Genomic DNA, 26,151 nt, shown 5'->3' with positions numbered 1-26,151 from the left:
TTTATAATATTGTATTTACAAAGTCTTCGATGTTGTCAACACCATTAGTCGTTAAATGCTTTACAAAAGCACTACCTATAATTGCTCCTTTTGCATGTTTTGTAGCTTGTGTAAAAGTTTCGTTGTTAGAAATACCGAACCCTACAATTTGTGGGTTTTTGAGTTTCATTTCTGCAATGCGTTCAAAATAGTTTGTCTGAATAGCTCCAAAACCAGATTGACTTCCTGTAACACTTGCCGAACTCACCATGTAAATAAATCCTTTTGAAATAGAATCTATAAATCTAATACGTTCTTCTGAAGTTTGAGGTGTAATTAAAAACACATTGATTAAGCCATATTTTTCAAATATAGATTTATAATTATCATTATAAACATCCACAGGTAAATCTGGAATAATAAGTCCGTCAATACCAACTTCTTGACATTTTTTACAAAACTCTTCAACACCATATTGCAACATTGGGTTAAAATATCCCATTATAATTAATGGAATAGAAACCGTTTTACGCACGTCTTTTAATTGTTCAAAAAGGCGTTCGCTCGTCATGCCATTATGCAAGGCTTTGGTTGAGCTTGATTGTATGGTTGGACCATCTGCTAAAGGGTCACTGAATGGTAGTCCTATCTCTATCATATCTACACCAGATTTTTCAAGATTTTCAATGACAGATACTGTGTCGTTGATGTTTGGGTAACCTGCGGTGAAGTATATGGATAATAACTTTTTATCTTCTTCTAGTTTTTGGTTTATTCTGTTCATTTTATAATTTAAAATAATCAATATAATTCTGTAAATCTTTGTCGCCTCGTCCTGATAAATTCAACACTACAATATCATCTGGTTTAAATATCTTATGCTCAAAAACAGCTAAGGCATGAGAACTTTCTATTGCAGGAATTATACCCTCTAGTTTACATAAATCTAATCCAGCCTTCATAGCATCATCATCTGTAATGGCAATAAATTCTGCACGACCAGTTTTATATAAATTAGCATGCATAGGACCAACACCAGGATAATCTAAACCTGCCGAAATTGAATAGGGTTCTGTAATTTGTCCATCATGAGTTTGCATTAATAAGGTTTTACTGCCATGAATAATGCCTTCCTTTCCTAATACAGATGTGGCTGCGCTTTCTCCAGAATCTACGCCTAATCCAGCAGCTTCTACTGCAATTATATTAACTGCTTCATTGTCTAAATAATGGTAGTAGGTTCCGGCTGCATTACTTCCGCCACCAACACAAGCCACCAAATACGTTGGGTCTTCTGTACCTTCTTTTTCTAAAAGCTGACGTTTTATTTCTTCCGAAACAACTGCTTGAAATTTAGCAACCATATCTGGATAAGGATGCGGACCAACCACACTACCAATAATATAATGCGTGTCTACTGGATTATTAATCCAATCTCTAATAGCTTCGTTGGTAGCATCTTTTAGAGTTCGACTACCTGATAAAGCCGGAACAACCGTTGCGCCTAACATTTTCATTCTGGCAACATTTGGTGCTTGGCGTGCAATATCAATTTCACCCATATATACTATGCACTCTATTCCCATTAAAGCACAAACCGTTGCGGTGGCTACACCATGCTGACCTGCTCCAGTTTCGGCAATAATTCTGTTTTTGCCTAGGCGTTTTGCCATAAGGATTTGACCAATAGTGTTATTGATTTTGTGCGCTCCTGTATGGTTGAGGTCTTCTCGCTTTAGATAAATTTTTGTGTTGTATTTTTCAGAAAGACGTTTGGCAAAATAGAGTGGAGAAGGGCGACCTACATAGTCTTTTAATAAAGCATTGAATTCTTCTTGAAACGAAGGTTCTGCCATTATTTTGAGATAATTTTGTCTTAATTCTTCTACGTTTGGGTAGAGCATTTCTGGTATATATGCACCTCCAAATTCTCCGTAGTAGCCTTTTTCGTTGATGTTGTATGTTTTTTTCATAAGCCTTTGTCATTCCTGTAAAGGCAGGAATCTATTATTGTTTTATTTTCATTTTGGATTCCGTATCACGTACGGATTGACAGATGAGTTATAAACTTTTCTAATTCTTCAATATTTTTCAATCCTGGTTCTATTTCAAATTTACTATTGACGTCTAATGCGTAGCAATATTGAGATTCCTGTCTTCGCAGGAATGATAAAACGCTTTCAATTTCATTTAATCCGATGCCTCCACTTAAAAAGTAAGGTTTAGTAGAAGGGTAGTGTTTTAAAACATTCCAATTGAAAGTGTAACCATTACCTCCAGGTAATTTGCCTTTGGTATCGAATAAATAATAATCGCAAGCTTTTTCATAAGGTTGAAGCACATCAAAGTTAAATTCGTCTTTAATGCTAAATACTTTTATCACTTCAACATTATTTATTTGAGCACAATATTCAGGTGTTTCATTACCATGAAGTTGTACGGCTTGTAAATTATATTTTTCAATGGTTTCTTTTACAGTTTCTAGTTTTTCATCTACAAATACACCAACTTTTTTAATCGATTTTGGAATGTCTGGCATTATTGAATCGAAATTTCTTGCAGATTTATTGTAAAAAATAAAGCCCAAAAAGTCGGGTTGCAGATTTGCAACCGCTTCTATATGGTCTTTATATTTCATTCCGCAGATTTTTAACAAAAGCCCCTTTTGCCTGTCGGCATTTTCCCCAAAAGGGGAAAAGTGTTCGTTAATATTTTTAAGTTCTTTTTTCATAACAGTGAGAGTTCTCCTCCTAATGGAGGAGTTAGAGGAGGCTTTTAATGAATTGTTTAGCACTCTCTCCAGGATTATCAGTTTTCATAAAGTTTTCTCCTATTAAAAAGCCTTTGTAACCAAAAGGTTGTAATTCTTTTATGGCTTCAATTGAACTTATTCCGCTTTCAGATACTTTTACAAAATCGTTTGGAATTATAGCACTTAATTGTTTTGAAGTATCTAAATTCACATCAAAAGTTTTAAGATTTCTATTATTAACTCCAAGCATATCTAATGAGGGCATTATAGATTTATGTAACTCTTCTTCGTTGTGTACTTCTAATAAAACATCTAGGTTTAAGCTTTTTGCTAATTCTGAAAATCGTTTTATTTCTGCTCTAGTTAAGATGGCTGCAATTAGTAAAATAACATCTGCACCATAAGCTTTGGCTTCTAGAATTTGGTAAGTATCTATAATAAATTCTTTTCTTAATAGCGGTAATTTACAGCTAGCTCTAGTAATAATTAAATCGTCTAAAGAGCCACCAAAATATTTTCCATCTGTTAAAACAGACATACCACAAACTCCTGCAATTTCATAGCCATTAGCAACGTCTTGAACATTTAAACTTTGGTTAATTACTGATTTTGAAGGCGAACGTCTTTTGTGTTCTGCTATGATTCCTGATTGACTGTTTCTTAGGTTTTGAGCTAGAGAAATATTGTTGCGTTCAAATAAAACAGATTGTTCTAACTGGCTTATAGGTATTAAAGATTTACGTAAATCAACTTCTTTACGTTTGTCTATTACTATTTTGTCTAATATATTCATTTGCTAAGTTCTATGAGTTGGTTTAGAGCTGTTTTTGCTTTTCCTCCTAAAAGTGATTCTTTGGCGAGTTCAAATCCTTGTTTGTGAGAAATTTGTTTTGCAGTAGCAATCGCTAATCCTGCGTTTGCACAGACTACATTGTTTTGGGCTTTAGAACCGTTGCCGTTTATGATTTTTATAAAAAGTTTAGCAGCTTCTTTTACAGTGTTTCCGCCAAAAATGGCAGATTGCTCAACAAGTTCTACACCTAATTCATAAGGTTCAAATAATGTTTCAGAGTTGTTAGAGATTACTTTAGTTTTTCCTGTTAATGAGATTTCATCATAACCATCTAACGCATGTACAACTGCATAATTTTTATCTGTTTCTTGATATAGATAGCCATATAATCTTAGCAGTTCTAGATTAAAAACACCAACCATTTGGTTTTTTGGAAATGCAGGATTTACCATTGGTCCTAACATATTAAAAAAGGTTTTTACACCCAGTTCTTTTCTAATTGGTGCCACGTTTTTCATAGCTGGATGAAATAGAGGAGCATGCAATACACAAATGCCAGCTTTGTCTATGCTTCGTTTTAAAAAATCAATATCATTGGTAAATTTAATACCTAAATGTTCCATAACATTAGAAGAACCACAAGCAGATGATACGCCATAATTGCCATGTTTTGTAACATGAACTTCTGCACCTGCTGTAACAAAGGAGGACAAGGTTGAAATATTAAACGTGTCTTTTCCGTCGCCTCCTGTTCCGCATAAATCTATAGTATTGTAATCGTTTAAATCTACAGGAATACAAAGTTCTAAAAGTGCATCTCTAAACCCTCTTAGCTCGTCTAAGGTTATGCTTCGCATCATGTAAACGGTTAGAAATGATGCAATTTGACTTTGGTTGTATTGACCAGCTGAAATGTTTACCAAGACATTTTTGGCTTCTTCACTAGAGATGCTTTCTTGGTTAATAAGTCTGTTTAATAATGTCTTCATACTTAAGAATTAATCCAGTTTTTAAGAATGGTTTTTCCATTTGGTGTTAAAACAGATTCAGGATGGTATTGTACACCTTTTACGTCATAATCTTTATGTCTTAATGACATTATTTGACCGTTTTCATCAAAAGATGTGGCTTCTAAACTATCAGGTAAATTGGCGTTAACAACCCAAGAGTGGTACCTACCAACTTCAAATGTCTTGCCTAATCCGTTAAATAATGGTTCGTCTTCTACAGAAAGTGTAATCGTGGTTGAAACACCATGATATACATCTTCTAGGTTTTCTAAAGAACCACCAAAAACTTCGCCAATAGCTTGTTGACCAAGACAAACACCCAAAATACTTTTTGTTGGCGCATAAGTTGCAATGATTTGCTTTAATAAACCTGCTTCATCTGGAATTCCTGGTCCTGGTGATAATACAATTTTATCAAAAGCGTCCACTTCATCTAATGTCAATTTATCATTTCGTTTTACAATAACCTCACAATTTAAGTCCTCTAAATAATGGACCAAATTGTATGTAAAACTGTCGTAGTTGTCTATTACTAATACTTTTTTCATTTTTAAATATCCTTCGCTAATTCAATAGCATTTGTTAAAGCGCCTAGCTTATTATATACTTCTTGCAATTCACTTTCGGCATTAGATTTTGCTACTAATCCTGCACCTGCTTGCCAATATAATTTATGATTTTGACTTAAAAAGGTTCTAATCATAATGGCATGATTAAAATTACCGTTGAAATCCATAAATCCAATAGCGCCTCCGTAATAACCTCTGCTTGTTTTTTCGTATTTTTCTATAAGTTGCATGGCCATATGTTTTGGTGCACCACTCAATGTTCCTGCCGGAAAGGTGTCTGCAACAACTTGCATGGTGTCTGTATTTTTATGAATGGTTCCGGTAACTTTACTTACCAAATGAATAACATGAGAGAAGAATTGCACTTCTCTATAATTTTCTACAGTTACGTTACTTCCGTTTCTACTTAAGTCGTTTCTAGCCAAATCTACTAACATTACGTGTTCGCTGTTTTCCTTGTCATCTTTTATTAACTTTTCAGCAAGTTCAGCATCTTTTAGGTCATTTCCGCTTCGTTTAAATGTGCCTGCAATTGGGTGTATTTCTGCTTTACCATCGCTAACTACTAGTTGTGCTTCTGGTGAACTTCCAAAAATTTTAAAATTTCCGTAGTCGAAATAAAATAGATATGGCGACGGATTAATACTTCTTAAAGCTCTGTATACATTAAACTCATCTCCACTAAACTTTTGCGAAAATTGTTTAGATAATACCAATTGAAAAACATCACCTCTTCCACAATGTTTTTTTGCTAATTCTACATGTTCTTTGTACTCCTTATCTGTGAGATTTGAATCAATATCTCCATTGGTGTTAAAGTTGTACGAGGCATATTGTCTTGTCTGAATTAATTGCAGGATATCATCAATGTTATTTTCAGTATCAAAACAATGTGCAAAAATATAAGCTTCGTTTTTATGGTGATTTATAGCAATAATATTTTGGTAAACTGCATAATAAATTTTAGGAATAGTAATAGAATTTTCTTTTTTTGAGATTTCTATATCTTCAAAATATTTTACAGCATCATAAGATGTGTATCCAAAAATACCGTTGTTTATAAATTTGAATTCTTTATTTGTATCTACTTTAAAGCGTTGTGTGAATTTGTGTATCTCTTCTACAACACCTACAGTTTCTACAAAATTAGATTTAGAACTTCCGTCTGGATAGGTTTGATAAATGGTGTCTCCTTCAACTTTAATAGAAGCAATAGGGTTGCAACAGATATAAGAGAAGCTATTGTCATTGGCATGGTAATCACTACTTTCTAAGAGAATACTATTAGGGAACTTATCTCTGATTTTAAGATAAATACTAACAGGTGTAATTGTGTCTGCTAAGATTTTTTTATAATGTGTATATAAACTAAATGTTTTCATAAAATTTTAAATTAAAAAAGGCTTGTCGTGAATGACAAGCCTTTTTTTATATAATTACATAACAAGGATGATTTCACTAACTAACGTTTGAGAAATTCCACCACCAAGTATGATTTGTATTTGTTTTCATAATATGGTCAAATATAGAAATGAAAACTCGTAATGTCAAACATTTGAATTAATTTTTTGTTAATATTAATAATTCAGTTTTCAATATTTATAACTTTAAAGCATGAAACAATTGTTAGCAGTTTTATTATTTATGCTTCTTCCTCAGCAAAGCTATAAGGTGGAAGTCTATGATTATGATGGCTTAGAGCCTTTAATAAATCAGAAAGATGAAAAGGTCCATGTGGTAAATTTTTGGGCAACATGGTGTGGGCCTTGCGTTAAAGAGTTGCCGTATTTTGAAAAAATTAATGATGAATATAAAGACGAAAATGTTGAGGTGCTTCTTGTTAGTTTAGATTTTCCTAGTAAGTATGATTCTGCATTAAAACCATTCATTAAAAAGAATAATATAAAATCTAAGGTGGTTGCCTTAAATGATACTAATCAAAATAGATGGATTTCTGCAATAGATGAAAATTGGTCTGGTGCTCTGCCAGCAACTATAATATATAAGGGTGATAAACGAATGTTTTATGAAAAATCGTTTACACAAGAAGAGTTAGAAACTGAATTAAAACAATTTTTAAAATAAAAAACTATGAAAATTTTTAAATTATTACCAGTAATGGTGTTAGTATTTACACTATCTGCTTTTTCAATTGTAGATGAAGATAAAGGTTATAGCGTTGGCGATGTGGCAACAGATTTTAGTCTAGAAAATATAGATGGCAAAATGGTGTCTTTATCGGACTTTAAAAAAGCAAAAGGATTTATTATAACTTTTACCTGTAACACGTGTCCATATGCTGTTGCTTACGAGGACAGAATTGAAGCCTTGAATAAAAAATACGCAGTTAAAGGTTATCCGGTTATTGCCATAATGCCGAACAACACTGAGATAAAACCAGGTGATAGTATGGAGAATATGCAAAAAAGAGCCAAAGAAAAAGGCTTTACATTTCCTTATTTAATGGATAAGAATCAGGAAATTTATCCGCAATATGGCGCAACAAAAACACCTCATATATACATTTTGCAGAAATCAAAGAATGGTAATGTTGTAAAGTATATTGGTGCTATTGATGACAACTACCAAGATGCTGAAGCTGTAAAAGAAAAGTACGTGGAGAACGCAGTAGATGCTTTATTAAAGGGTGAAGCGATAAAAGTGTCTGAAACAAAGGCGATAGGTTGTTCTATAAAGGTTTAATAGTAGGTGTACTGTTTAGATTTGAAAGACAGACTAACATTAATATGTTAAAAAATGAATCCGTTGTGTAACACTTCGGATTTTTTTTCGTCTATTTTATAAGGAAATGTTAATTTTACCGAAAAATTGAAATTAAAATATGGCTGATTTATCACAAGAGGAATGGGAAAAACAACTAGAAGCAGACCAGAATGCTGTTATTTTAGATGTTAGAACAGAAGATGAAGTCGCTGAAGGAATGATTCCTAACGCAATTAATATAGATATATATAAGGGACAAGGTTTTATTTATGAACTTGAAGAATTAGATAAAACAAAAAACTATTATGTATATTGTAGGTCTGGTGCTAGAAGTGGGCAAGCTTGCGGTATAATGAACCAATTAGGCTTTAAAAATGCTTATAATTTAGTTGGTGGCTTTATGGGTTGGCAAGGTGAAGTTGCCTATAACGACTAATTTAATTCTAAAAAATTATGAATAGAATATTTACTATTTGTTGTCTAATAGTTACTTTGGCTTTTAGCGTGAGTTGTTTAGATAATAATACGGATACCGACGACGCTAAATTAGTAACTGCAGAAGAAATGCAAGCTATTTTAGAGTTAGAGGATGTGCAGTTGGTAGATGTTCGTACGCCTAAGGAGCATGAGGAAATTAGAATTGCTAACTCTCAAAATATAGATTTTAAATCGCCAACCTTTGATGAGGATATCACAAAATTAGACAAGGAAAAACCTGTAATATTGTATTGCAAATCTGGTAGACGTAGTGCTAAATGCGCAAAGAAACTTAAAGATGCTGGTTTTGAAAAGATATACGATTTAGAAGGTGGCATTTCTAAATGGAAGCACTCCGATAAAATTAAAATAGAAGAAAAATCTTAAAATGAAAACCGAGCTTAGTGTTCGGTTTTTTTATACTCATAATTCATTTATTAAATTCAAGTAGTTACGGTTTTTGTCATCACTTAAAATAATATTTAAGTTATCTTTCTTTATTCTCTTCAATTAATAATAGTTTTGCATCTTATTTAAAAAGAAATCAGAAATTTATGAGTCAAGTAAAAGAAAATGATACGGTAAAAGTTCATTACACAGGAAAATTAAAAAGCGGACAAATCTTTGATAGTTCTTTAGAGCGCGAGCCTTTAGAATTTACTTTAGGTCAAGGAATGTTGATTCCTGGTTTTGAAAAAGCAGTTATCGATATGAAGGTGAATGATAAAAAAACTGTAGATATACCTATGGAAGAAGCCTATGGAGATGTTATAAAAGAATTGTTTCATAAAGTTGAAAAAACGCAATTACCACCAGAAATGGAACCTGCAGTTGGTTTAGGTTTGGCCTCTAGAGACGCGCAAGGTAATGAGCACCAATTTAGAATTGTTGAAGTTAACGAAGACCATGTTATAGTTGATGGAAACCATCCGTTAGCCGGACAAGAGTTAGTATTTGAACTTGAATTAGTTGAGATAAAATAAGCTCTTGTATCTAAGAAAAATAAAAACCTGTGATTTTAACTTCACAGGTTTTTTTTATTTGAAAATTTGCTATTAATCAAATAATGGTCAATTTTTATTTTGTGATATTCGCTTCACACCAATCGATGTAGGCCTTTTCTAGTTGTTTTACAATTTCAGGATGTTGTGCGGAAACATCGTTGCGTTCTCCTGGATCCGCTTCAATATCAAATAACTTTAAGGTTAAATCATCTATTATTGGCGCAATGTATTGATTAGATGGTTCGCTTTTCCAGTGGTTTTCTTTCGCGTTTGTTATTTTCCATTTTCCTTGCCTTGCTGCCCATGTTTTTTGCCATTTCCACACAAGTAACCGTTCGTTTTTTGGTTCAAATAAACTAATACCATCAATAGAGGTATCAGTTAATGTGATGCCTGCTACTTTAGTAAGTGTAGGTAAAATGTCTAAAGCAGAAACGTAGCGGTTTTCAACTTTACCTGCATTAACTTTTCCGGGCCAACTCACGGCCAATGGTACTCTAATTCCACCTTCCCAAAGCGAATATTTTCCGCCAGTTAATGGAGTGTTGTTTGCACCTGTAAGAGGAGAACCACCATTATCTGATATAAAAACTATTAATGTGTTTTTGTCTAATTTGGTTTCGTTTAGAGCGTCTAAAACACGTCCAATATTATTGTCTAAACAGTTGAGGTTTGCTAAATAGTAATTTCTTAAGTCTTTAGTGTTTATAGCACCAACTCTAGAGTATTTGTCATAGTAGGCAGAATAACTTCCAGGTTCGTGATGGCTGTAAGCAAGCTTATTGTCTGGGTCGTAATTAGGGATTTCTTTTACATTATACTTATCTAAATATTTTTTAGGGACTTCATGTATTAAATGGTGAACGGCATTGTAAGACAAGGTTAAAAAGAAAGGTTGGTCATGCTTTCGTTTTATAAATGCAATAGACTCATCCGTTAAAATATCTGTTAAGTAGCCTTCTTCGTAACTTTTTTCTTCCATATTATGCATTAAAGGGCCTAACGCAGCACTTGTGCCATAAGGGTCTGGAGTTCTTTCTTGAATTCTTTTAGAATTTGCCCAATAATCATGCGCATGTGCCGAGAAACCTAAAAATTCATCGTAACCATGATTTAAAGGGTATTCTCTCACGTCATTTTTGTGGAAGTTTCTTCCTAAATCGTTTTTACCAATTCGAACAGTTTGGTAGCCAACTTCTTTTAAGTATTCTGGTAAAGTTTTTATATCATCTGGCAATCCTGGTCCCCAACTAGCTGGTTTGTCCCAACGGAATTGATTTTTACCAGAAATTATACCTGCTCTAGAAGGACTGCAAACAGGTGCAGTTACATAGGCTTGAGAATAAACTGTTCCAGAATTACCTAACCTCGTAATGTTTGGTGTTGAAACCGCAGTATCATGATTATCAAATGGCGTAAAATCAGCATAACCTTGGTCATCAACTACAATTAATAAAATATTTGGTTTTGCATTTTGTTGAGTAGTTTCTTTTTGGTGAGATTCATTTTTGTTTTTTTCAGTATTACAAGATAATATGAAGACACAAAATAGTAAAACAAAGAGGTTTTTCATCTTTAGTAGAAATCTTATTATAATATTTTAAGCAACTAAATATTAGATATTTGTTAAAAATAATTTACTACAATATACACTTTAGTAAGCTTTTAAAGCTGCATATCTCAATATTTTTTAATTATTAAATTACACTAAGATGGTGGCTATTTTGTTTGTTCACTTACTAAAACTATATTTACATAAATGGTATTTATTTAAATCTCAAATGAAAACTTTACAGTCTATTTTAATAGTCTTTTTATGTTTATGGTCTCATGCGCAAGAGTTGCCTCCTATTGAGACCTATACAACTACAGATTATAATGGTGAGAATCAAAACTGGATGATTTCTCAAGATTCTAATAATTACATTTATGTTGCAAATAATTTGGGGCTTTTAGAATTTAATGGTTCTAATTGGGTGCCTTACCGTTCTCCAAATAATACAATTTTAAGGGCTGTATCTGTCATTGATGATAGGATTTATTCTGGTTGTTATGAGGAATTTGGTTATTGGGAACGCAATGAGTTTGGTAACTTAGATTATACTTCACTGATACCAAAATTAGGGGCTAAAATCTTAAGTGATGACCAAATCTGGAATATTATTAATTATAATGAATGGGTACTGTTTCAAGCCGGACACGCACTGTATTTCTATAATAAGGTTTCAGGAAAGTTTAGAACTATAAATTCTCAAAACATTATATACAAAGTTTTTAATGTAAATAATAAGATTTATTACCATGTTGCTAATGAGGGTATTTATGTATTAGAAGTAGGTGAACCCAAACTATTGGTTGATAATAAGGTAGTCTTAGAAGATCGAGTTATTGATATTTTTATGCATAATGAAAAACTCATAATACTTACTAGAAATACGGGTTTTTTTCAATTTAATAAAAATGAATTGGTAGAATGGGAAGTAAATTCTAACAGTAGATTAAAAGAGTTAAATATCTTTAGTAGTTTACAGCTTAAGGATGGTAGTTTTGTTTTGGGTACAATTTCTAATGGTCTAGTTAAAATTGATAGTAACGGAGAAATTGACTATGAAATAAATCAGAAAAAGGGATTGGCAAATAATACTGTTCTTTCGCTTTTTGAGGATAATAAAAATAATGTTTGGACAGGTTTAGATAATGGTATAAACTGTATTAATGTTAATTCTTCAATAAAAACATTTATAGATTATAATGGTGTAATAGGTACTGTATATACAACCCTAATTTTTGATAATTACCTTTATGTTGGCACAAATCAAGGTCTATTTTATAGGTCATTAAATTCTAAAACTCAAGATTTTGAATTTGTAAATGGAACAGCTGGCCAGGTTTGGAGCCTTTTTAAAGATAAGTCTGGTAGTCTGTTTTGTGGTCATCATTTAGGAACTTTTTTGGTTGAAGACAATCGTGCTAAACCTATAAGCACAATATTAGGTGCATGGAATTTTAAAACAATACCAAATCATAGTAATTTATTGCTTCAAGGTAATTATGATGGGTTGTATGTGTTACAAAAATTAAACAATATTTGGGAAATAAGAAATAAAGTTGAAGGTTTTAAAAATTCGTCTCGTTTTTTTGAAATAAACGATAATAATCAAATTTTAGTTAATCACGAGTATAAGGGTGTATTTAGAATACAATTAGATAGCACGCTGCATAAGGTTATAGATATTAAGCATCAATCGGAACTAGAGCTTGGAAAGAATTCTGGCTTAATTACCTACAAAGGTAATATTTTATATACCTCTGAAGATGGTGTATTTAATTATATTAATAGCGAAGGAAAATTTAAGAAAAACATAGACTTAAGTGAAAAGGTCTCTCCGTACAAATCTGTAAAGATGGTTGTGGATCAAACAGGTAAACTATGGTTGTTTTCTGAGCATAACATAAGTTTTATAAATAATAATAATTTAACCAATAAACCAGAAATAACCACTATTTCCATTCCTTCTAATTTACGTAAAGTGGTCTTAGGCTTTGAAAATATACAACACATTAATAAGGAGAAGTATGTTTTAGGCACTGCTAATGGTTATTTAACTTTAGATTTATCTACAATACAACAGGAACCTGAATATTTCGTATACTTAAATTCTGCAACAATTAGCGATTTTAATAATCCATTAGTTGCTTTACCAATAGCTGATCAAGGAAGCTTTAAACATAAACAAGGTCTTTTAGTATTTAAATATTCAGTGCCAGAGTATAATAAGTTTCTGGACGTAAATTATCAATATAAGTTAAATGATGTAATGGATCGATGGAGCAATTGGTCTAAGCAATCATCTATTCAGTTTGAGAATCTTTCGTTTGGGGATTATACTTTAGAAGTGAGAGCTAAAGTAGGTAATAAGCTTACTGAAAATACAGTAAACTATCATTTTAATATTAATAGACCATGGTATATTTCTAACTTAGCAATACTTATTTATTTATTAATTTTTGTGATATCTGGCTTTTTAATTCATAGAGCTTATAAGTTTTATTATGAAAGAATATTAAAGCATGAACAAATAAAGAATGAGCGCGCTTTTATTCAAATAAAAAATGAAAAGCTAAATCAAGATATAGAAGGCAAAAATAGGGAGTTGGCAATTTCAACAATGAGTATAATAAAGAAAAATGAGTTGCTAAGAAAAATTAAGAAAGAATTAAAAGCTACAAAAAATAGAGAGGATATTGCAAGTGCAATTAGCTTAATTGATAATAATTTAAATAATACAAAAGATTGGAAATTCTTTAAACAAGCCTTTAATAATGCGGATAAAGATTTTATGGATAAAATTAAGGCTGCACACCCAGATTTAACACCAAATGATTTAAGATTTTGTGCATATTTAAGGCTTAATTTATCTTCTAAAGAAATGGCGCCATTACTCAATATATCTACTAAAAGTGTCGAAACTAAACGTTACAGATTGCGCAAAAGATTACAATTACATCATGATGATAGTCTTGTTAACTATATCTTAAAATTCTAGTAACTCTACAATAGTGTAATTTACCTAGACTTTACCACGACAGATACTTTTGTAGCCATAAAATCACGTATTTAATAGCAAAAAATATAATCCTATGTAAGTATAGTGTTTGTAGTGTTTTTGCTTGCTTGTCTTCATAAAAAATATGTTAAAAATTGCGATGTTCGTTTTTTATCGAGGTATGTATTATCATATTAACAAATTCTTAAGATTAAATTTACAATATCATAAGATTGGAAAACCTGTAGTGAATATGGGTAATTTCTAATTTTGGTAACTAAATAATTAATCAAATCAATATTTATGAAATTAAAATTTCAAAGGTTAAGAATTAAAAAATTCTTATTTCTCTTTTTATTTTGTAGTTCTTTTGCCGTCATGGCTCAGACTATTGTAAAAGGAAAGGTAGTTTCTAGTTCAGATAATATGCCGTTACCTGGTGCTTCTGTTTTAGAAAAAGGAACAACAAACGGAACACAAACTGATTTCGATGGACGATTTACATTAGAGGTTTCAAGTAATGCTTCAATAATTTCAGTTTCTTATGTGGGTTTTAAAACACAAGATGTTAATGTAACTAACGGAGAAATGACTATTGCACTATTAGATGATTCTTCTTTGGCAGAGGTAATAGTTGTTGGTTATGGTACACAAAAGAAAAGTGACATTGTAAACGCTGTTGCAACTACTGATTTAGAAAAGGCTATTTTATCACCAACATCAGATGTTAATGAGATGCTACGTGGTAGAATTGCTGGTTTACAAGTTGATGTTGGAGGCGGTACTTTAAGACCTGGTGGTACATCAGATATTATTTTTAGAGGGCAAAGTTCTATTGAAGGTAATGTAAGTGCTATATATGTTGTAGATGGTATCATTAGAGATGATGGGATTGAAGATATAGATGCCGATGATATTGAGTCTGTTGAATTTCTTAAAGATGCTTCTGCACAAGCAATTTATGGGTCTAGAGGTACAAATGGTGTAGTTTTAATTACTACAAAAAGAGGTAAGGCTGGTAAAATAAGTATCAGCTACCATGGCTTTTTAACTACTAAATCTATTGAAAGAAATTTTGATGTTTATAGTGGCCAAGAATTTGCACAGTTAAGAAGAGAAGCTGTTAGGTCTACTAGATCTGACGATAGCTATGCCGATGATGTTTTAGATGATGTATTTACTCCAATTGAATTAGATAATATTGCTAATAACCGTTTTGTAGATTGGGAAGATGAATTAATGAGAAACGGTTTTGTAAATAGTCAGGCCATTAGTGTAAGTGGTGGCACCGATTTAACTAAAGTTTTTGGTAGTATCAACTATTTTAAAGAAGATGGTATAATCCCAACCTCTAATTACACCAGAAAGACATTACGTTTAAATGTTGATCAAAAAATATCTGATAAGTTTTCTGTAAATTTTGATTTAAATATTTTAAATGATGATACTGATAGAGCAGCAAATGTAAATGTTATAACCACATCACCTTTAGGAAGTGCTTATAACGAAGACGGAAGCATAACACGTTTTCCTAGTGGAGAAGAGCTGTCTGCTGTAAACCCTTTATGGAATCTTAGAGAGCAAACTAATGAAGAAAAAGGGAATGATTTTGTTATTAATGTTACACCACAGTGGCAAATCACAAAAGACTTAACATATCAATTAAAAACTAACTTTACCAGAAGAACTACAGAACGAGGACAGTATTTATCTTCATTAAGTTCTGCAGGCGATGATGTTAGAGGTATTGCGAGAATAGAAAACAAATTAAGCGAAGCTTATTTAATAGAGAACATCCTAACTTATGATAAAGCTTTTAGTGATGATCATAGATTTAATTTAACCTTAGTACAATCTACTCAAGAGAATTCTTACTCAAGAACCTTTACCGAAGGCCAAGGCTTTACTACAGATGATTTAGGTTATAACGGAATAGCTAGTGCAATTGGTAATGTTACAGTAGATCGTTTTGGCGATGAAACAATTAGATATTTGGGATATATGGCAAGGGCAAGATATACTTTAAAGGATAAGTATTTGTTTACTGCCACTATGAGAGCAGATGGTACTTCGTTAAATGGTGAAGGAAAAGAATGGAGTTATAATCCAGCAGGTTCATTTGCATGGAAACTTCATAATGAAAGCTTTTTAGAAGATTCAGATGCTGTACAAGAATTAAAATTAAGAGTTAGTTATGGCTCATTAGTTAATGATTTAGGTTCTCCTTATAAGTCATTATTTACAGCCGAAACCCAACAATATATTTTTGATGGACAAACATATTCAGGCTTTTCACCATCTGTTGTATTACCAAATCCAGATTTAAAATTCGAGAGAGTAACAACACTTAACCTTGGTTTAGATTTTTCAGTTTTTAATAGAGTATTAGTCGGAAATATTAACTGGTATGATGCCAGAACTAATGATTTATTATTAAAAAGAGGTGTGCCTTCTACTACTGGTTATCAGTACAGTTACTTCAATGCAGGTGAAATGCAAAATACAGGTTTAGAATTAGGTTTAACAGCTAATATCTTTAATACAGAAGATTTTAAGTGGTCTGTTTCTACGAATTGGTCTAATAATAAAAACGAAATTTTAGAACTTTACACGGATGGTAATGGTGATGCTATAACGGACGACACAACTTATAATTATTATGTAGGTCAACCTGTTGGTGTAATTTATCAATATGCATTTGATGGTATATGGCAAGAGGGAGAGGATTTTGCAAATTCACCACAAGCAAATCCAGATTCTGCAATACCACAAACAAATCTTAGAGCAGGTGATATTAAAATTAAAGACATCAATGGTGTAGATGAAGAAGGAAATATAATTCCTGGAGCAGATGGTAAAATAACGCAAGAGGATCGCGTGTTTACAGACCCTAACCCAGATTGGTTTGGGTCATTATCTACAACGTTAGAGTATAAAGGATTCGATTTGCTTTTAGATTTCTATATGGTAGAAGGTGCGACAAAAATTAATCCATTTTTAAATACCTACAATAATGGAGGAACATTGCAAGGTAAATTAAATGGTGTTAAGGTAAATTATTATACGCCAGAGAATCCATCAAATACATTTCCAAGACCAAATTTTGATGCACCAGATCAATATTTAAATGCACTGGCTGTTAAAGATGCGTCTTATATTAGATTAAGAACGGTAAGTTTAGGCTATACATTATCTGATAAGATAGTTTCAAAATTAAGTTTTGATCAAATAAGATTTTACATAACGGCAACTAATGTGTTTACAGATACAGATTATATTGGTTATAGTCCAGAGGTAAATATTAGAGACACTTATTCTAGTGCAGATACTGGATATCCAGATGCAAGATCATTCACATTTGGAGTAAGAGTTAAATTTTAATTAAAAAAAAAGAATAATATTATGAAAACGAAGTTTTTTTATTCAAAACTAACAGGTGGTTTATTGCTTACCATGGCATTATTCTTCGTTGTAACTTCTTGTGAAGATTACTTAGAAGAGCAACCTAGTTCATTAATAGATGCAGATTATATATTTACAACAGAAGAAGGTTTAAAATCTGGTGTAGTAAGTTTATATAAATTTGAAAGAGACCGTTACGATAATGGTACGGAAGATTATATGGGAGCGGTTTTAATGTCTTCAAGAAGTGATTTGGTTTTTGCTAGAACAGGATATACTGGTCTAATGGGAAGATACGAAAGAGGTATTTCTTCTGGAGATTATGGTTCTGTTTTTGCCTCCACATTATTCTGGAAACATTTTTATAATATGACCAATAAGGCAACCGCTATAATTAATGCTGCTGATGAAATAGAAGGTATTGATGAAGCTGTAAGAAAGAAAGTGTTAGCTGAGGCCAAGTATTTTAGAGCACATTCTTATTTCTATTTATACAGAATGTATAATAATATCTTTGTAACTACAGAAACAGTAACAGTTGATAATGCATTTAATGTGGTTAATGATAGATCTTCTGAAGAAGAAATATTTGAGCTTATTAATAATGACCTAGATTATGCTATTGAAAATTTAGAATGGACAGATACTTTTGGACGCGTTACAAAAGGAACAGCTAAACATGTAAAAGCAAAAGTAGCCATGTGGCAAGGTAATTGGACAGAAGCTAAAAATCAAGCCTTAGATGTTATAGAAGGGCCTGATAGTCCTCATAGTTTAGTGGCTAGTACTGCAGATGTATTTGCAGGCGATAGAAATAACTCTGAATCTCTGTTTGTTATACAATCGCAAGATGATTTGCTTGGAGGAGGAGGTACAACTATGATGAATGCTAATTATGTAACACAATATTTTCAGATTTCTGGGATTGAAGCTAATATAGAACAAGGCGGTAGAGGTTTTTCTAGAATTCTTCCAAATTTATATTTGTTAAATCTTTTAGCAGAAGACCCAAATGATACAAGAGATGATAATACTTATTTTAGATTAAAATATTATTATACGTCTGGAGATAGAGTTGGAGAGGAGGTAGATAACTATGAGCCTATAACAGATTTAGACAACCCATCTTCAACTTATTCTAATTACTATAAGAGAATGCACCCTTCTTGTATTAAGTTCGCTCAAGAAGATGATAACCCAGATTCTTATTTAAATAGAAGTAACATAACGGTTTATAGATTGGCAGAAACTTATTTAATTGCAGCAGAAGCAATAATGAGATCTTCAGGTGATCCTTTACCTTATATTAACGCTGTAAGAGAAAGAGCAGGTGCTGCACCAGTATCTAGTGTTAACCAGCAAACAATTTTAGATGAGCGTGCAAGAGAATTATCTTTTGAAGGTCAACGTTGGTTTACATTAAAAAGAATGGGGCAAAGTGTAATAGACACACAAATGACTACCTATGCAGGAGATGGTGAATATTTTCCGGCTAATCTTGGTTCTAAGGATCCTAGAGAAAACTGGCAGTCACATTTTATTAACTGGCCTATTGCTCAAAGAGACTTAGATTTATTGGGACCAGATTATCCTCAGAATCTAGGGTATGAATAATTATTTATTAGTTTTTAAAAAGGGCAAACTAATTTGCCCTTTTTTTTACATTACAATCAGAGAGATTAGCTCTATTTTTAAAATCTCATTTTTTATGCGATATTTAATTGTTTTGTTTTTATGTATTGGATTTATTTCGTGCAATACAACAACTACTAAACCTCAAATTGTCTATGCAGATAACGCTGTTATTGCACATAGAGGTGCGTGGAAAACAAAAGACCTGCCAAAAAATTCAATTGCTGCCTTAAAAGAAGCAATCAATTTAAAATGTACTGGATCAGAATTTGATGTACGGATGACTAAAGATGAAGTACTAATTGTAACTCATGATGCTGATTTTGGAGGATTAGATATAGAGTCTAATACGTATACAGAATTGGCTAAACATAAATTAGCAAATGGTGAAACTCTGCCAACATTAAAAGATTTTATTTTAGCCGGAATGTCAAATAACACTTCTACTGGTTTGGTTTGCGAAATAAAAACTTCAAATATTGAAGGACGTAATATATTAATGGCAGATAAAGTAGTAGCTTTAGTAAAAGAATTAAAAGCTGAAGCTTACATTGCCTACTACATTAGTTTTGGATATGAAATTATTAAACACATTAAGAAGATTGATTCCAAAGCCAAAGTTTTATATCTTAATGGTTCTAAAACACCACAAGAATTAAAGAGAGATAGTATTACAGGTTTAGATTATCTAGTATGGAAACTAAAACAAAAACCAGAATGGATTGCTGAAGCTAAAGACTTAGGTCTTAAATTAAATGCTTGGACAGCCAATAAAGAGGAAGATATAGATTGGCTACTACAACAAGGTTTCGATTATATAACCACAGATGAGCCAGAACTAACTTTTAAAAGAATTAATACAATTTCTAGTAAAACAGAATAAAAAGAATCAGTGTGTTAAGTAAAATATCAAAATTATTTCTAAAGTTTTATTTCTTTAGAAACGTAATAGATATCATAAATGAAACCAATTCAAATATTATTTTTTTTTCTTTTTATCAGTAGTTGTAAAACTAATCATAATAACTCGAGATGTCTAGATTTTAAATCTAATCTTAAAGTTATGACGTACAACATCCGTTTAGATGTTGCCTCTGATGGTGATAACGCATGGCCAAATCGAAAAGAGTTTTTAAGCTCTCAAGTATTATTTTTAGGTCCAGATGTTATGGGTGTTCAAGAAGCTTTATCACACCAAATTAAAGATTTAAACAATTTACTTAAAGATTATAAATTAATTGGTCATGGTAGAGATGGAGGTGATAATGGTGAATATTCTGCTATATTCTATAATTCAAAAAAATTAAATGTAGAAACCAACGGTACATTTTGGTTGTCTCCTAAACCTAATCAGGTTTCTATAGGATGGGATGCTGCATTGCCTAGAATATGTACATATGGTTTGTTTTCACAACAGAATAACCTATCAAAATTTTGGGTGTTTAATACACACTTTGATCATGTTGGAGTAGAGGCGAGGAAAGAAAGTGTAAAACTAATACTCAATAAAATTTCTTTCTTAAATAAACAAAATTATCCTGTTATAGTAATGGGAGATTTTAATGCTGAACCTAACAGTGAGGTTATTAAAGAAATATCTAATACTATGTTAGATTCTAAACAGATTGCTGCATTACAGTTTGGGGCAAACGGAACTTTTAACGGTTTTAAGTACAATGAACCTATTTCACGCAGAATTGATTATATTTTTGTTTCAAAAGAATTGAAGCCTAATGTTCAAAAATATAGTGTGTTATCAAGTATAATTGATTCTAGGTTTCCCTCAGATCACTTTCCTGTGTATACTGAACTTATTTTAAATTAATCCGCTATTACGCAAAGCCAAATAAAAAAGCCTTTTAAAATAGCTGTAAAGTAGTTTAGCGTTTTACGTTTTAATGCATACTATTAAGCTCATTTACATGCAGAGCAGTTTATAGCATAATAATGCAATTGTAACAGGAATTAACATATCTCTTTAATAAAAACAATAATTGATAAAAAATGTTTTGCTAATATTGCATAAACTAATATTTTACTTTATTGGAGCACTAATTATTTTTAATTCTAAATATTTATGAAAAAATCACTTTTTATAGTCGTAATGATACTTGTATCAAGTTTTGTACAAGCTCAAATTTTAGAACCTGTAACATGGTCTACTTCGGTTACAAAAATTTCTGAGACAGAATACGAATTAGTTGCCACAGCAGCTGTTGATGATAAGTGGCATTTATATTCTCAAAGTGTTCCAGAAGATGGTCCTGTGCCAACAAGTTTCACTTTTAAGAGTAGTGGAGATTACCTTAAAAAAGGAAATACTAAAGAAGATAAAGGACATACGGTTAATGATCCAGTCTTTGAAATGGAAATTAAGTATTTTGAACACAAAGCTACATTTAAACAACGTATAAAATTAAAATCAAAAGTTCCTTTTAAAGTTGAAGCTACAGTAGAATTTATGGTTTGTGACGATAGTAGATGTTTGCCACCAACCGAAGTAGATTTAGTTTTTGATGTTAAATAGTTAGTGATTTAAAATGAGAAAATTCCTTTTTGTTTTTATTGGATTAATAGTTGGTCTTACAGCAAATTCCCAGATTTTTGAACCAGTTAAGTGGTCAACTTCAGTAGAAAAAATATCTGATACTGATTATATCTTAATAGCAAAAGCAACCATAGATTCTGGTTGGCATCTATATTCGCAAGATGTGCCAGAAGATGGTCCAATACCAACATCGTTTATTTATGATAATAGCGCTGGGAATTTTACACTTTCTGGTAATACTTCTGAACCTAAAGGGCATATTGTAGATGATCCTGTTTTTGAAATGAAGATTAAGTTCTTTGATGAAACGGCCGTTTTTAAACAGAAAATTGTTGTTGAAGGCGAAGTAAAAAGCATTGATGCTTTTGTAGAGTTTATGGCTTGTAACGATAAAAATTGTACGCCACCAACCGAAGTAGATTTGGTTTTTAATTTATCTAATGAAGCCATGTCTGCTTCAAACGATTCAACAGACCAAGATTCAAAAGTCTTAGATACAGATTCAAGTTCAACTAACACTGATGACTCTAATAAAGGTTTATGGTCTATATTCTTTATAGCTTTTTTCTCTGGTTTTGCAGCCTTATTAACACCATGTGTGTTTCCTATGATTCCTATGACCGTAAGTTTCTTTACTAAACAGAGTAAAACCAAAGCAGCAGGAATTAGAAATGCAATTATTTACGGACTTTCTATTATTGTAATTTATGTCTTATTAGGCATTTTAGTAAGTTTAATATTTGGTGCAGATGCCTTAAATGCGCTATCTACAAATGTTTGGTTTAATCTTATATTTTTCGTTTTACTCCTCGTATTTGCAGCTTCATTTTTAGGTGCTTTTGAAATTATGTTGCCAAACTCTTGGGCAAACAAGGTAGATTCTCAAGCAGATAGAGGTGGTTTAGTTGGTATATTTTTTATGGCTTTAGCTTTAGCTATTGTTTCGTTTTCTTGTACAGGTCCAATTGTTGGTACACTATTGGTTGAAGCAGCTGCTGGTGGAAGCCAAGTAGGACCTATTGTCGGTATGTTAGGGTTTTCTCTAGCTATTGCCTTGCCATTTGCTTTATTTGCTGCATTTCCTGGTTGGTTAAACTCATTACCAAAATCTGGTGGTTGGTTAAATACGGTGAAGGTAGTTTTAGGATTTTTAGAGTTAGCATTAGCATTTAAATTCTTGTCTAATGCAGATTTGGTTTTAGATTTACATTTGTTTGAGCGCGAAGTTTTTATAGCAGTATGGATTGCCATATTTGGAGCTTTGGCATTTTATCTTTTTGGGAAAATTCAGTTACCTCATGATTCGCCATTAACACATATTTCAGTTGGTCGATTAGGATTAGGACTGTTGGTTTTGTCGTTTACAATCTATATGATACCTGGACTTTGGGGAGCACCATTAAATTTAATAAGTGCTTTTCCGCCACCACAACATTATAGCGAGTCGCCATATGGTGTAGGAAATTCTAAAGGAGGAGGTTCATCTGTACATACAGACGTACCCGAAGGTGCACATTTAATGGCTCCACATGATATTTTAGCGTTTAATGATTACTATAAAGGTTTAGCTTATGCTAAAAAAGTTGGTAAGCCTGTAATGATAGATTTTACAGGAAAAGCTTGCGTTAATTGCCGTAAAATGGAACAAAACGTTTGGGTAAAACCTAAAGTCTTAGATATTCTAAAAAATGACGTGGTACTAATTTCACTTTATGTTGATGATAAACGAAAATTAAAAGATGATGAGATTGTAGACTCTAAATTAAAACCAGGTAAAAAGCTAAAATACATTGGTCAAAAATGGAGCGAATTGCAAACAATTAAATACAAAACCAATACACAGCCGCTTTATGTTATTATGGATCATAATGAAGATAACCTCATTAAACCTGTAGCTTATACTCCAGATGTAGATGAATACTATAATTGGCTTTCAGAAGGTGTTGGAAATTTTAAATAGAGTATATTTCAATTAAGAAGTAGCTTTTAGACACTCTTACAAGTGTATAAAGATGTCTTTGTATAAGAACGCATACGGAATACTTTTGATTTAAATCATTCTATGATATACTGAGATTGTTGATTTATATCATTTTATTTTTAGTGGACTTTTGTTATTTTTAAGGAAACAGAAGAACATGAAAAACATACTCTTACTTACAGACTTTTCTAAAAATTCTATTAATGCTATCCATTATGCGCTTCAATTATTTGAAGATGATATATGTAATTTCTTTTTGTTACATGCCCAAAGTCCTGCAACTTACATGAGTGATGATTTATTGTTAGCTGGCAACGAGAGTATTTATAATTCTATGGTAGCAAAAACTAAACGCAAGTTAGCAAAACTCATAGTTCAATTAGATAGCGAATTTAAAAACGAAAAATTTAGCTATGAAATATTGGTAGATTATGATGCACTACCAGAAGCCATAAATCAAATTAAAAAATCGAAATCTATAGATCTTGTTGTAATGGGAACTAATGGTGTAACAGGTGCTAAAGAAGTTGTTTTTGGAAGCAATACTATTAATGTTATTAGAAAAGTACATGTCCCAACTTTGGTAATTCCGGAAGGATTTGCTTATAAAATTCCAGAAGAAATATTATTGCCTTTAGATATAAAGGATACTCTAAGTGGTAAAGTATTTACGGATGTTTTAAAATTTACCAAACGTTTTGGTAAGAAATTACACGTTTTAAGAATAATGCCTAATAATGAAGCTTCTGAAGAAGCATTAAAGGATATGGATAACATTAATTCTTTATTAAAAGATATAAAACATGAATATCATAACATTAATAATGTGCCAATGAATTATGCTGTTGATAATTATACTCAATCGCATTCCATAGATTTAATAACATTATTAGTGCAAAAGGAAAGCCTATTTGAGCGCTTTATTATAGGTTCAACAACGACGCAAATAAGTAAGAATTTAAGAGTGCCGTTATTAATCTTTCATACTTAGAGCATAAATAGTTTAGTTAATTAACTCATCGTCAATTGGGTCATTAATCAGTAATTCAGGGTTAATTAATTGCTCTTGTTCTAAGGCAAGAATAACCAAATTTACATAATTAGTTATTGTTCTTTCTGCAGATTCTGGTTCTACTATATCAATATAACCTTTCCAGAGAAGCGATCTATCTTTTGTTGGGCAAATACAATATAGTGCTGTTTCTGCATGGTAAACAGTGTATTCATTATAATAATCTGGATTATAGTATACATCTTGGTATTTTAAATAGTCTTCTCTAAATTTTGAGTACGTTTCATCATAACCATCGTAGTTTTTCTTGTAAACAATTTTATCTTCTACGCCTATAATTTTAGAAAACAGAATGGTATCAAAACCACTATCAATTAAATTGTTTTCTAATGTTTTAAGATCATTCTCGGTCATTTTTTCAGGCTTAAAAATTTCTAAACTACTTATGGCTTCTATACCACGCAATTGTAATTCAGATTTAAGTTGATTTTCAAAATTTCGTCTTGCCTCTAAATTAGATGTTAACCCAACAACCAATACTTTAGAAGGTTCGTAAGTTGTTACTTCTGGGTTTTTCCAAGTTTCTATGAGTTGTGTAGAATTACAACTAAATAATACTATAACTATAATGACTAGAATGAAACGTTTCATAATTTAATTAGATTTTATTTACCATCAATTAAGAGCCTTATTTTCTCTTCTTTTTTAATTGCTTTAACAATATCAAATAATTGCACTTTTAAAGTTCTATAGTACTTAAGAAACTCGCTAATTTTAACTATTAAACCTCTATGCTCTTTTTTATACGCCTCTTCTTCTTTTGGTTGATTTATACCATCAACTAAAATTTTAAGTTCATTTTCATGTGTTTGAATGGCCTCAATTAATAAATTGTTGTGCTTCTGTGATCTATTAATGGCATCAATAATTTCTTTATTATGTGCAAATTTTTCTGGATTAATAAGTTGCAGCGTGTTTGATTTAATTAAATCTTCAAAAAATAAATGTTCATCTCTTATAAATTCTAATTGAGATAACCATTCTTTAGAATGATTGTGCATCTCATCTGCACTCAACCATTCTACATATCTTGCGTGTGTTTGTATTGTTTCCATAATACTAGTTTTTAGTAAAACAGAAAGCAGTTAAACTAACTGCTTTCTGTTTTAAGTTTCTTATAAAACTTCAATGATTTTTTTAGGTTGTTTCTTAGCTTCTTCCTTTTTAAGAAGATTTAATTTTAAAATACCATCTTTATAAGTAGCCTTAACATCTTGATCTGCATTAACAGTTTTTGGTAAGCTCAAAGATCTTTTAAAAGAATTGTAACTAAACTCTTTGCGTGTATAGTCTTCTTCTTTTTCTTCTTTTTCTAATTTTTTCTCACCACAAACATTAAGCACATTGTCTTTTATAGTTACTTCAAAATCTTTTTTAGAAAAACCTGGAGCAGCAAATTCAATTTCAAAATCATTTTCATGTTCCTTAACATTCATTGCTGGCATTAAGCTATCTTCTTCAAAAAAGTCATTGTTAAAAAAATCGTCGCTGCTTAAAAAATTTTTTAAGCTGTCATTATTCCATGATGGGAATAATCTGTTTCTGTTGTTAAATTTAATAAGTGACATAATCTTTTGTATTTAAATTAAACTAATTTTAATAACCCTAAATTACTTAAGAATTACCTCTATGTAAATGATATCCATCAGTTTAGAATGTTA

24 protein-coding genes are annotated in these 26,151 nt (G+C 31.5%); 13 read left to right on the top strand and 11 right to left on the bottom strand.

Annotated elements, in window-relative coordinates:
* Window position 1 precedes the first annotated feature (1 nt).
* The 7 genes from trpA to HNV10_RS15480 form a co-directional block, all read right to left on the bottom strand.
* On the bottom strand, window positions 2–763 hold the full coding sequence (gene trpA, locus HNV10_RS15510; RefSeq protein WP_173302310.1) for a tryptophan synthase subunit alpha: 762 nt from the start codon (window positions 761–763) through the stop codon (window positions 2–4).
* 1 nt (window position 764) lies between these two features.
* Window positions 765–1,952: a tryptophan synthase subunit beta gene (gene trpB / locus HNV10_RS15505; RefSeq protein WP_173302309.1), complete on the bottom strand. Its 1,188-nt coding sequence runs from the start codon at window positions 1,950–1,952 to the stop codon at window positions 765–767.
* A 65-nt stretch (window positions 1,953–2,017) separates the two neighbouring features.
* Window positions 2,018–2,710 carry a phosphoribosylanthranilate isomerase gene (locus HNV10_RS15500; RefSeq protein WP_449489498.1) on the bottom strand — a complete coding sequence of 231 codons (693 nt, stop codon included), beginning with the start codon at window positions 2,708–2,710 and terminating at the stop codon, window positions 2,018–2,020.
* A 31-nt stretch (window positions 2,711–2,741) separates the two neighbouring features.
* Complete coding sequence (gene trpC / locus HNV10_RS15495) at window positions 2,742–3,524, bottom strand: indole-3-glycerol phosphate synthase TrpC (RefSeq protein WP_173302308.1); 783 nt, start codon at window positions 3,522–3,524, stop codon at window positions 2,742–2,744.
* Window positions 3,521–4,513: an anthranilate phosphoribosyltransferase gene (trpD, locus tag HNV10_RS15490; RefSeq protein ID WP_173302307.1), complete on the bottom strand. Its 993-nt coding sequence runs from the start codon at window positions 4,511–4,513 to the stop codon at window positions 3,521–3,523. Before trpD ends, trpC begins: the two co-directional genes overlap by 4 nt.
* Window positions 4,514–4,515: 2 nt before the next feature.
* Window positions 4,516–5,082 (bottom strand): anthranilate synthase component II, encoded by a 567-nt coding sequence (locus tag HNV10_RS15485; protein WP_173302306.1) that lies wholly within the window; start codon window positions 5,080–5,082, stop codon window positions 4,516–4,518.
* 2 nt (window positions 5,083–5,084) lie between these two features.
* Window positions 5,085–6,485 carry an anthranilate synthase component I family protein gene (locus tag HNV10_RS15480; protein WP_173302305.1) on the bottom strand — a complete coding sequence of 467 codons (1,401 nt, stop codon included), beginning with the start codon at window positions 6,483–6,485 and terminating at the stop codon, window positions 5,085–5,087.
* A 232-nt stretch (window positions 6,486–6,717) separates the two neighbouring features.
* Between HNV10_RS15480 and HNV10_RS15475 the strand changes: the two genes are divergently transcribed.
* From HNV10_RS15475 to HNV10_RS15455, 5 genes are all read left to right on the top strand, one after another.
* Window positions 6,718–7,188 (top strand): TlpA disulfide reductase family protein, encoded by a 471-nt coding sequence (locus tag HNV10_RS15475; protein WP_173302304.1) that lies wholly within the window; start codon window positions 6,718–6,720, stop codon window positions 7,186–7,188.
* 6 nt (window positions 7,189–7,194) lie between these two features.
* Window positions 7,195–7,806, top strand: coding sequence for a thioredoxin family protein (locus HNV10_RS15470; RefSeq protein ID WP_173302303.1), 612 nt, complete (start codon window positions 7,195–7,197; stop codon window positions 7,804–7,806).
* Between the two features lie 139 nt (window positions 7,807–7,945).
* Window positions 7,946–8,263, top strand: a complete 318-nt coding sequence (locus HNV10_RS15465) for a rhodanese-like domain-containing protein (RefSeq protein ID WP_173302302.1) — start codon at window positions 7,946–7,948, stop codon at window positions 8,261–8,263.
* A gap of 17 nt (window positions 8,264–8,280) precedes the next feature.
* Entirely contained in the window at window positions 8,281–8,691 is a 411-nt protein-coding gene (locus HNV10_RS15460) for a rhodanese-like domain-containing protein (RefSeq protein ID WP_173302301.1), read from the top strand.
* A 167-nt stretch (window positions 8,692–8,858) separates the two neighbouring features.
* Window positions 8,859–9,287 (top strand): FKBP-type peptidyl-prolyl cis-trans isomerase, encoded by a 429-nt coding sequence (locus HNV10_RS15455; protein ID WP_173302300.1) that lies wholly within the window; start codon window positions 8,859–8,861, stop codon window positions 9,285–9,287.
* A 94-nt stretch (window positions 9,288–9,381) separates the two neighbouring features.
* Here HNV10_RS15455 and HNV10_RS15450 read toward each other — a convergent pair whose 3' ends face one another.
* The gene (locus tag HNV10_RS15450) at window positions 9,382–10,881 is read right to left on the bottom strand and encodes a sulfatase family protein (protein WP_173302299.1); all 1,500 of its coding nucleotides are present in this window, start codon (window positions 10,879–10,881) and stop codon (window positions 9,382–9,384) included.
* A gap of 208 nt (window positions 10,882–11,089) precedes the next feature.
* Here HNV10_RS15450 and HNV10_RS15445 point away from each other — a divergent pair, with 208 nt between their 5' ends.
* The 8 genes from HNV10_RS15445 (at window position 11,090) to HNV10_RS15410 (ending at window position 24,409) form a co-directional block, all read left to right on the top strand.
* Entirely contained in the window at window positions 11,090–13,855 is a 2,766-nt protein-coding gene (locus HNV10_RS15445) for a triple tyrosine motif-containing protein (RefSeq protein WP_173302298.1), read from the top strand.
* Between the two features lie 378 nt (window positions 13,856–14,233).
* Entirely contained in the window at window positions 14,234–17,236 is a 3,003-nt protein-coding gene (locus tag HNV10_RS15440) for a SusC/RagA family TonB-linked outer membrane protein (protein ID WP_173302297.1), read from the top strand.
* Between the two features lie 21 nt (window positions 17,237–17,257).
* Window positions 17,258–18,871 carry a RagB/SusD family nutrient uptake outer membrane protein gene (locus HNV10_RS15435; protein WP_173302296.1) on the top strand — a complete coding sequence of 538 codons (1,614 nt, stop codon included), beginning with the start codon at window positions 17,258–17,260 and terminating at the stop codon, window positions 18,869–18,871.
* A 94-nt stretch (window positions 18,872–18,965) separates the two neighbouring features.
* Window positions 18,966–19,772: a glycerophosphodiester phosphodiesterase gene (locus HNV10_RS15430; protein WP_173302295.1), complete on the top strand. Its 807-nt coding sequence runs from the start codon at window positions 18,966–18,968 to the stop codon at window positions 19,770–19,772.
* Between the two features lie 180 nt (window positions 19,773–19,952).
* Complete coding sequence (locus HNV10_RS15425) at window positions 19,953–20,714, top strand: endonuclease/exonuclease/phosphatase family protein (RefSeq protein ID WP_241695523.1); 762 nt, start codon at window positions 19,953–19,955, stop codon at window positions 20,712–20,714.
* A 252-nt stretch (window positions 20,715–20,966) separates the two neighbouring features.
* Complete coding sequence (locus tag HNV10_RS15420) at window positions 20,967–21,416, top strand: protein-disulfide reductase DsbD domain-containing protein (protein WP_173302293.1); 450 nt, start codon at window positions 20,967–20,969, stop codon at window positions 21,414–21,416.
* A 13-nt stretch (window positions 21,417–21,429) separates the two neighbouring features.
* Complete coding sequence (locus HNV10_RS15415; protein ID WP_173302292.1) at window positions 21,430–23,397, top strand: protein-disulfide reductase DsbD family protein; 1,968 nt, start codon at window positions 21,430–21,432, stop codon at window positions 23,395–23,397.
* A 178-nt stretch (window positions 23,398–23,575) separates the two neighbouring features.
* Window positions 23,576–24,409: a universal stress protein gene (locus HNV10_RS15410; protein WP_173302291.1), complete on the top strand. Its 834-nt coding sequence runs from the start codon at window positions 23,576–23,578 to the stop codon at window positions 24,407–24,409.
* 12 nt (window positions 24,410–24,421) lie between these two features.
* Here HNV10_RS15410 and HNV10_RS15405 read toward each other — a convergent pair whose 3' ends face one another.
* From HNV10_RS15405 to HNV10_RS15395, 3 genes are read right to left on the bottom strand one after another with little or no spacing between them, the layout of a single operon-like run.
* A complete protein-coding gene (locus HNV10_RS15405) occupies window positions 24,422–25,081 on the bottom strand; it encodes a hypothetical protein (protein WP_173302290.1) in 660 nt (219 codons plus the stop codon).
* 14 nt (window positions 25,082–25,095) lie between these two features.
* A complete protein-coding gene (locus tag HNV10_RS15400; protein WP_173302289.1) occupies window positions 25,096–25,545 on the bottom strand; it encodes a hypothetical protein in 450 nt (149 codons plus the stop codon).
* A 60-nt stretch (window positions 25,546–25,605) separates the two neighbouring features.
* Window positions 25,606–26,058 carry an Hsp20/alpha crystallin family protein gene (locus HNV10_RS15395; RefSeq protein ID WP_173302288.1) on the bottom strand — a complete coding sequence of 151 codons (453 nt, stop codon included), beginning with the start codon at window positions 26,056–26,058 and terminating at the stop codon, window positions 25,606–25,608.
* Window positions 26,059–26,151 lie beyond the last annotated feature (93 nt).

Source organism: Winogradskyella litoriviva (assembly GCF_013249065.1).
GTDB classification, from domain to species: Bacteria; Bacteroidota; Bacteroidia; order Flavobacteriales; family Flavobacteriaceae; genus Winogradskyella; species Winogradskyella litoriviva.
Note: the sequence above shows the minus strand (reverse complement) of the source record. Positions and strands in the feature narration are given on the sequence as shown.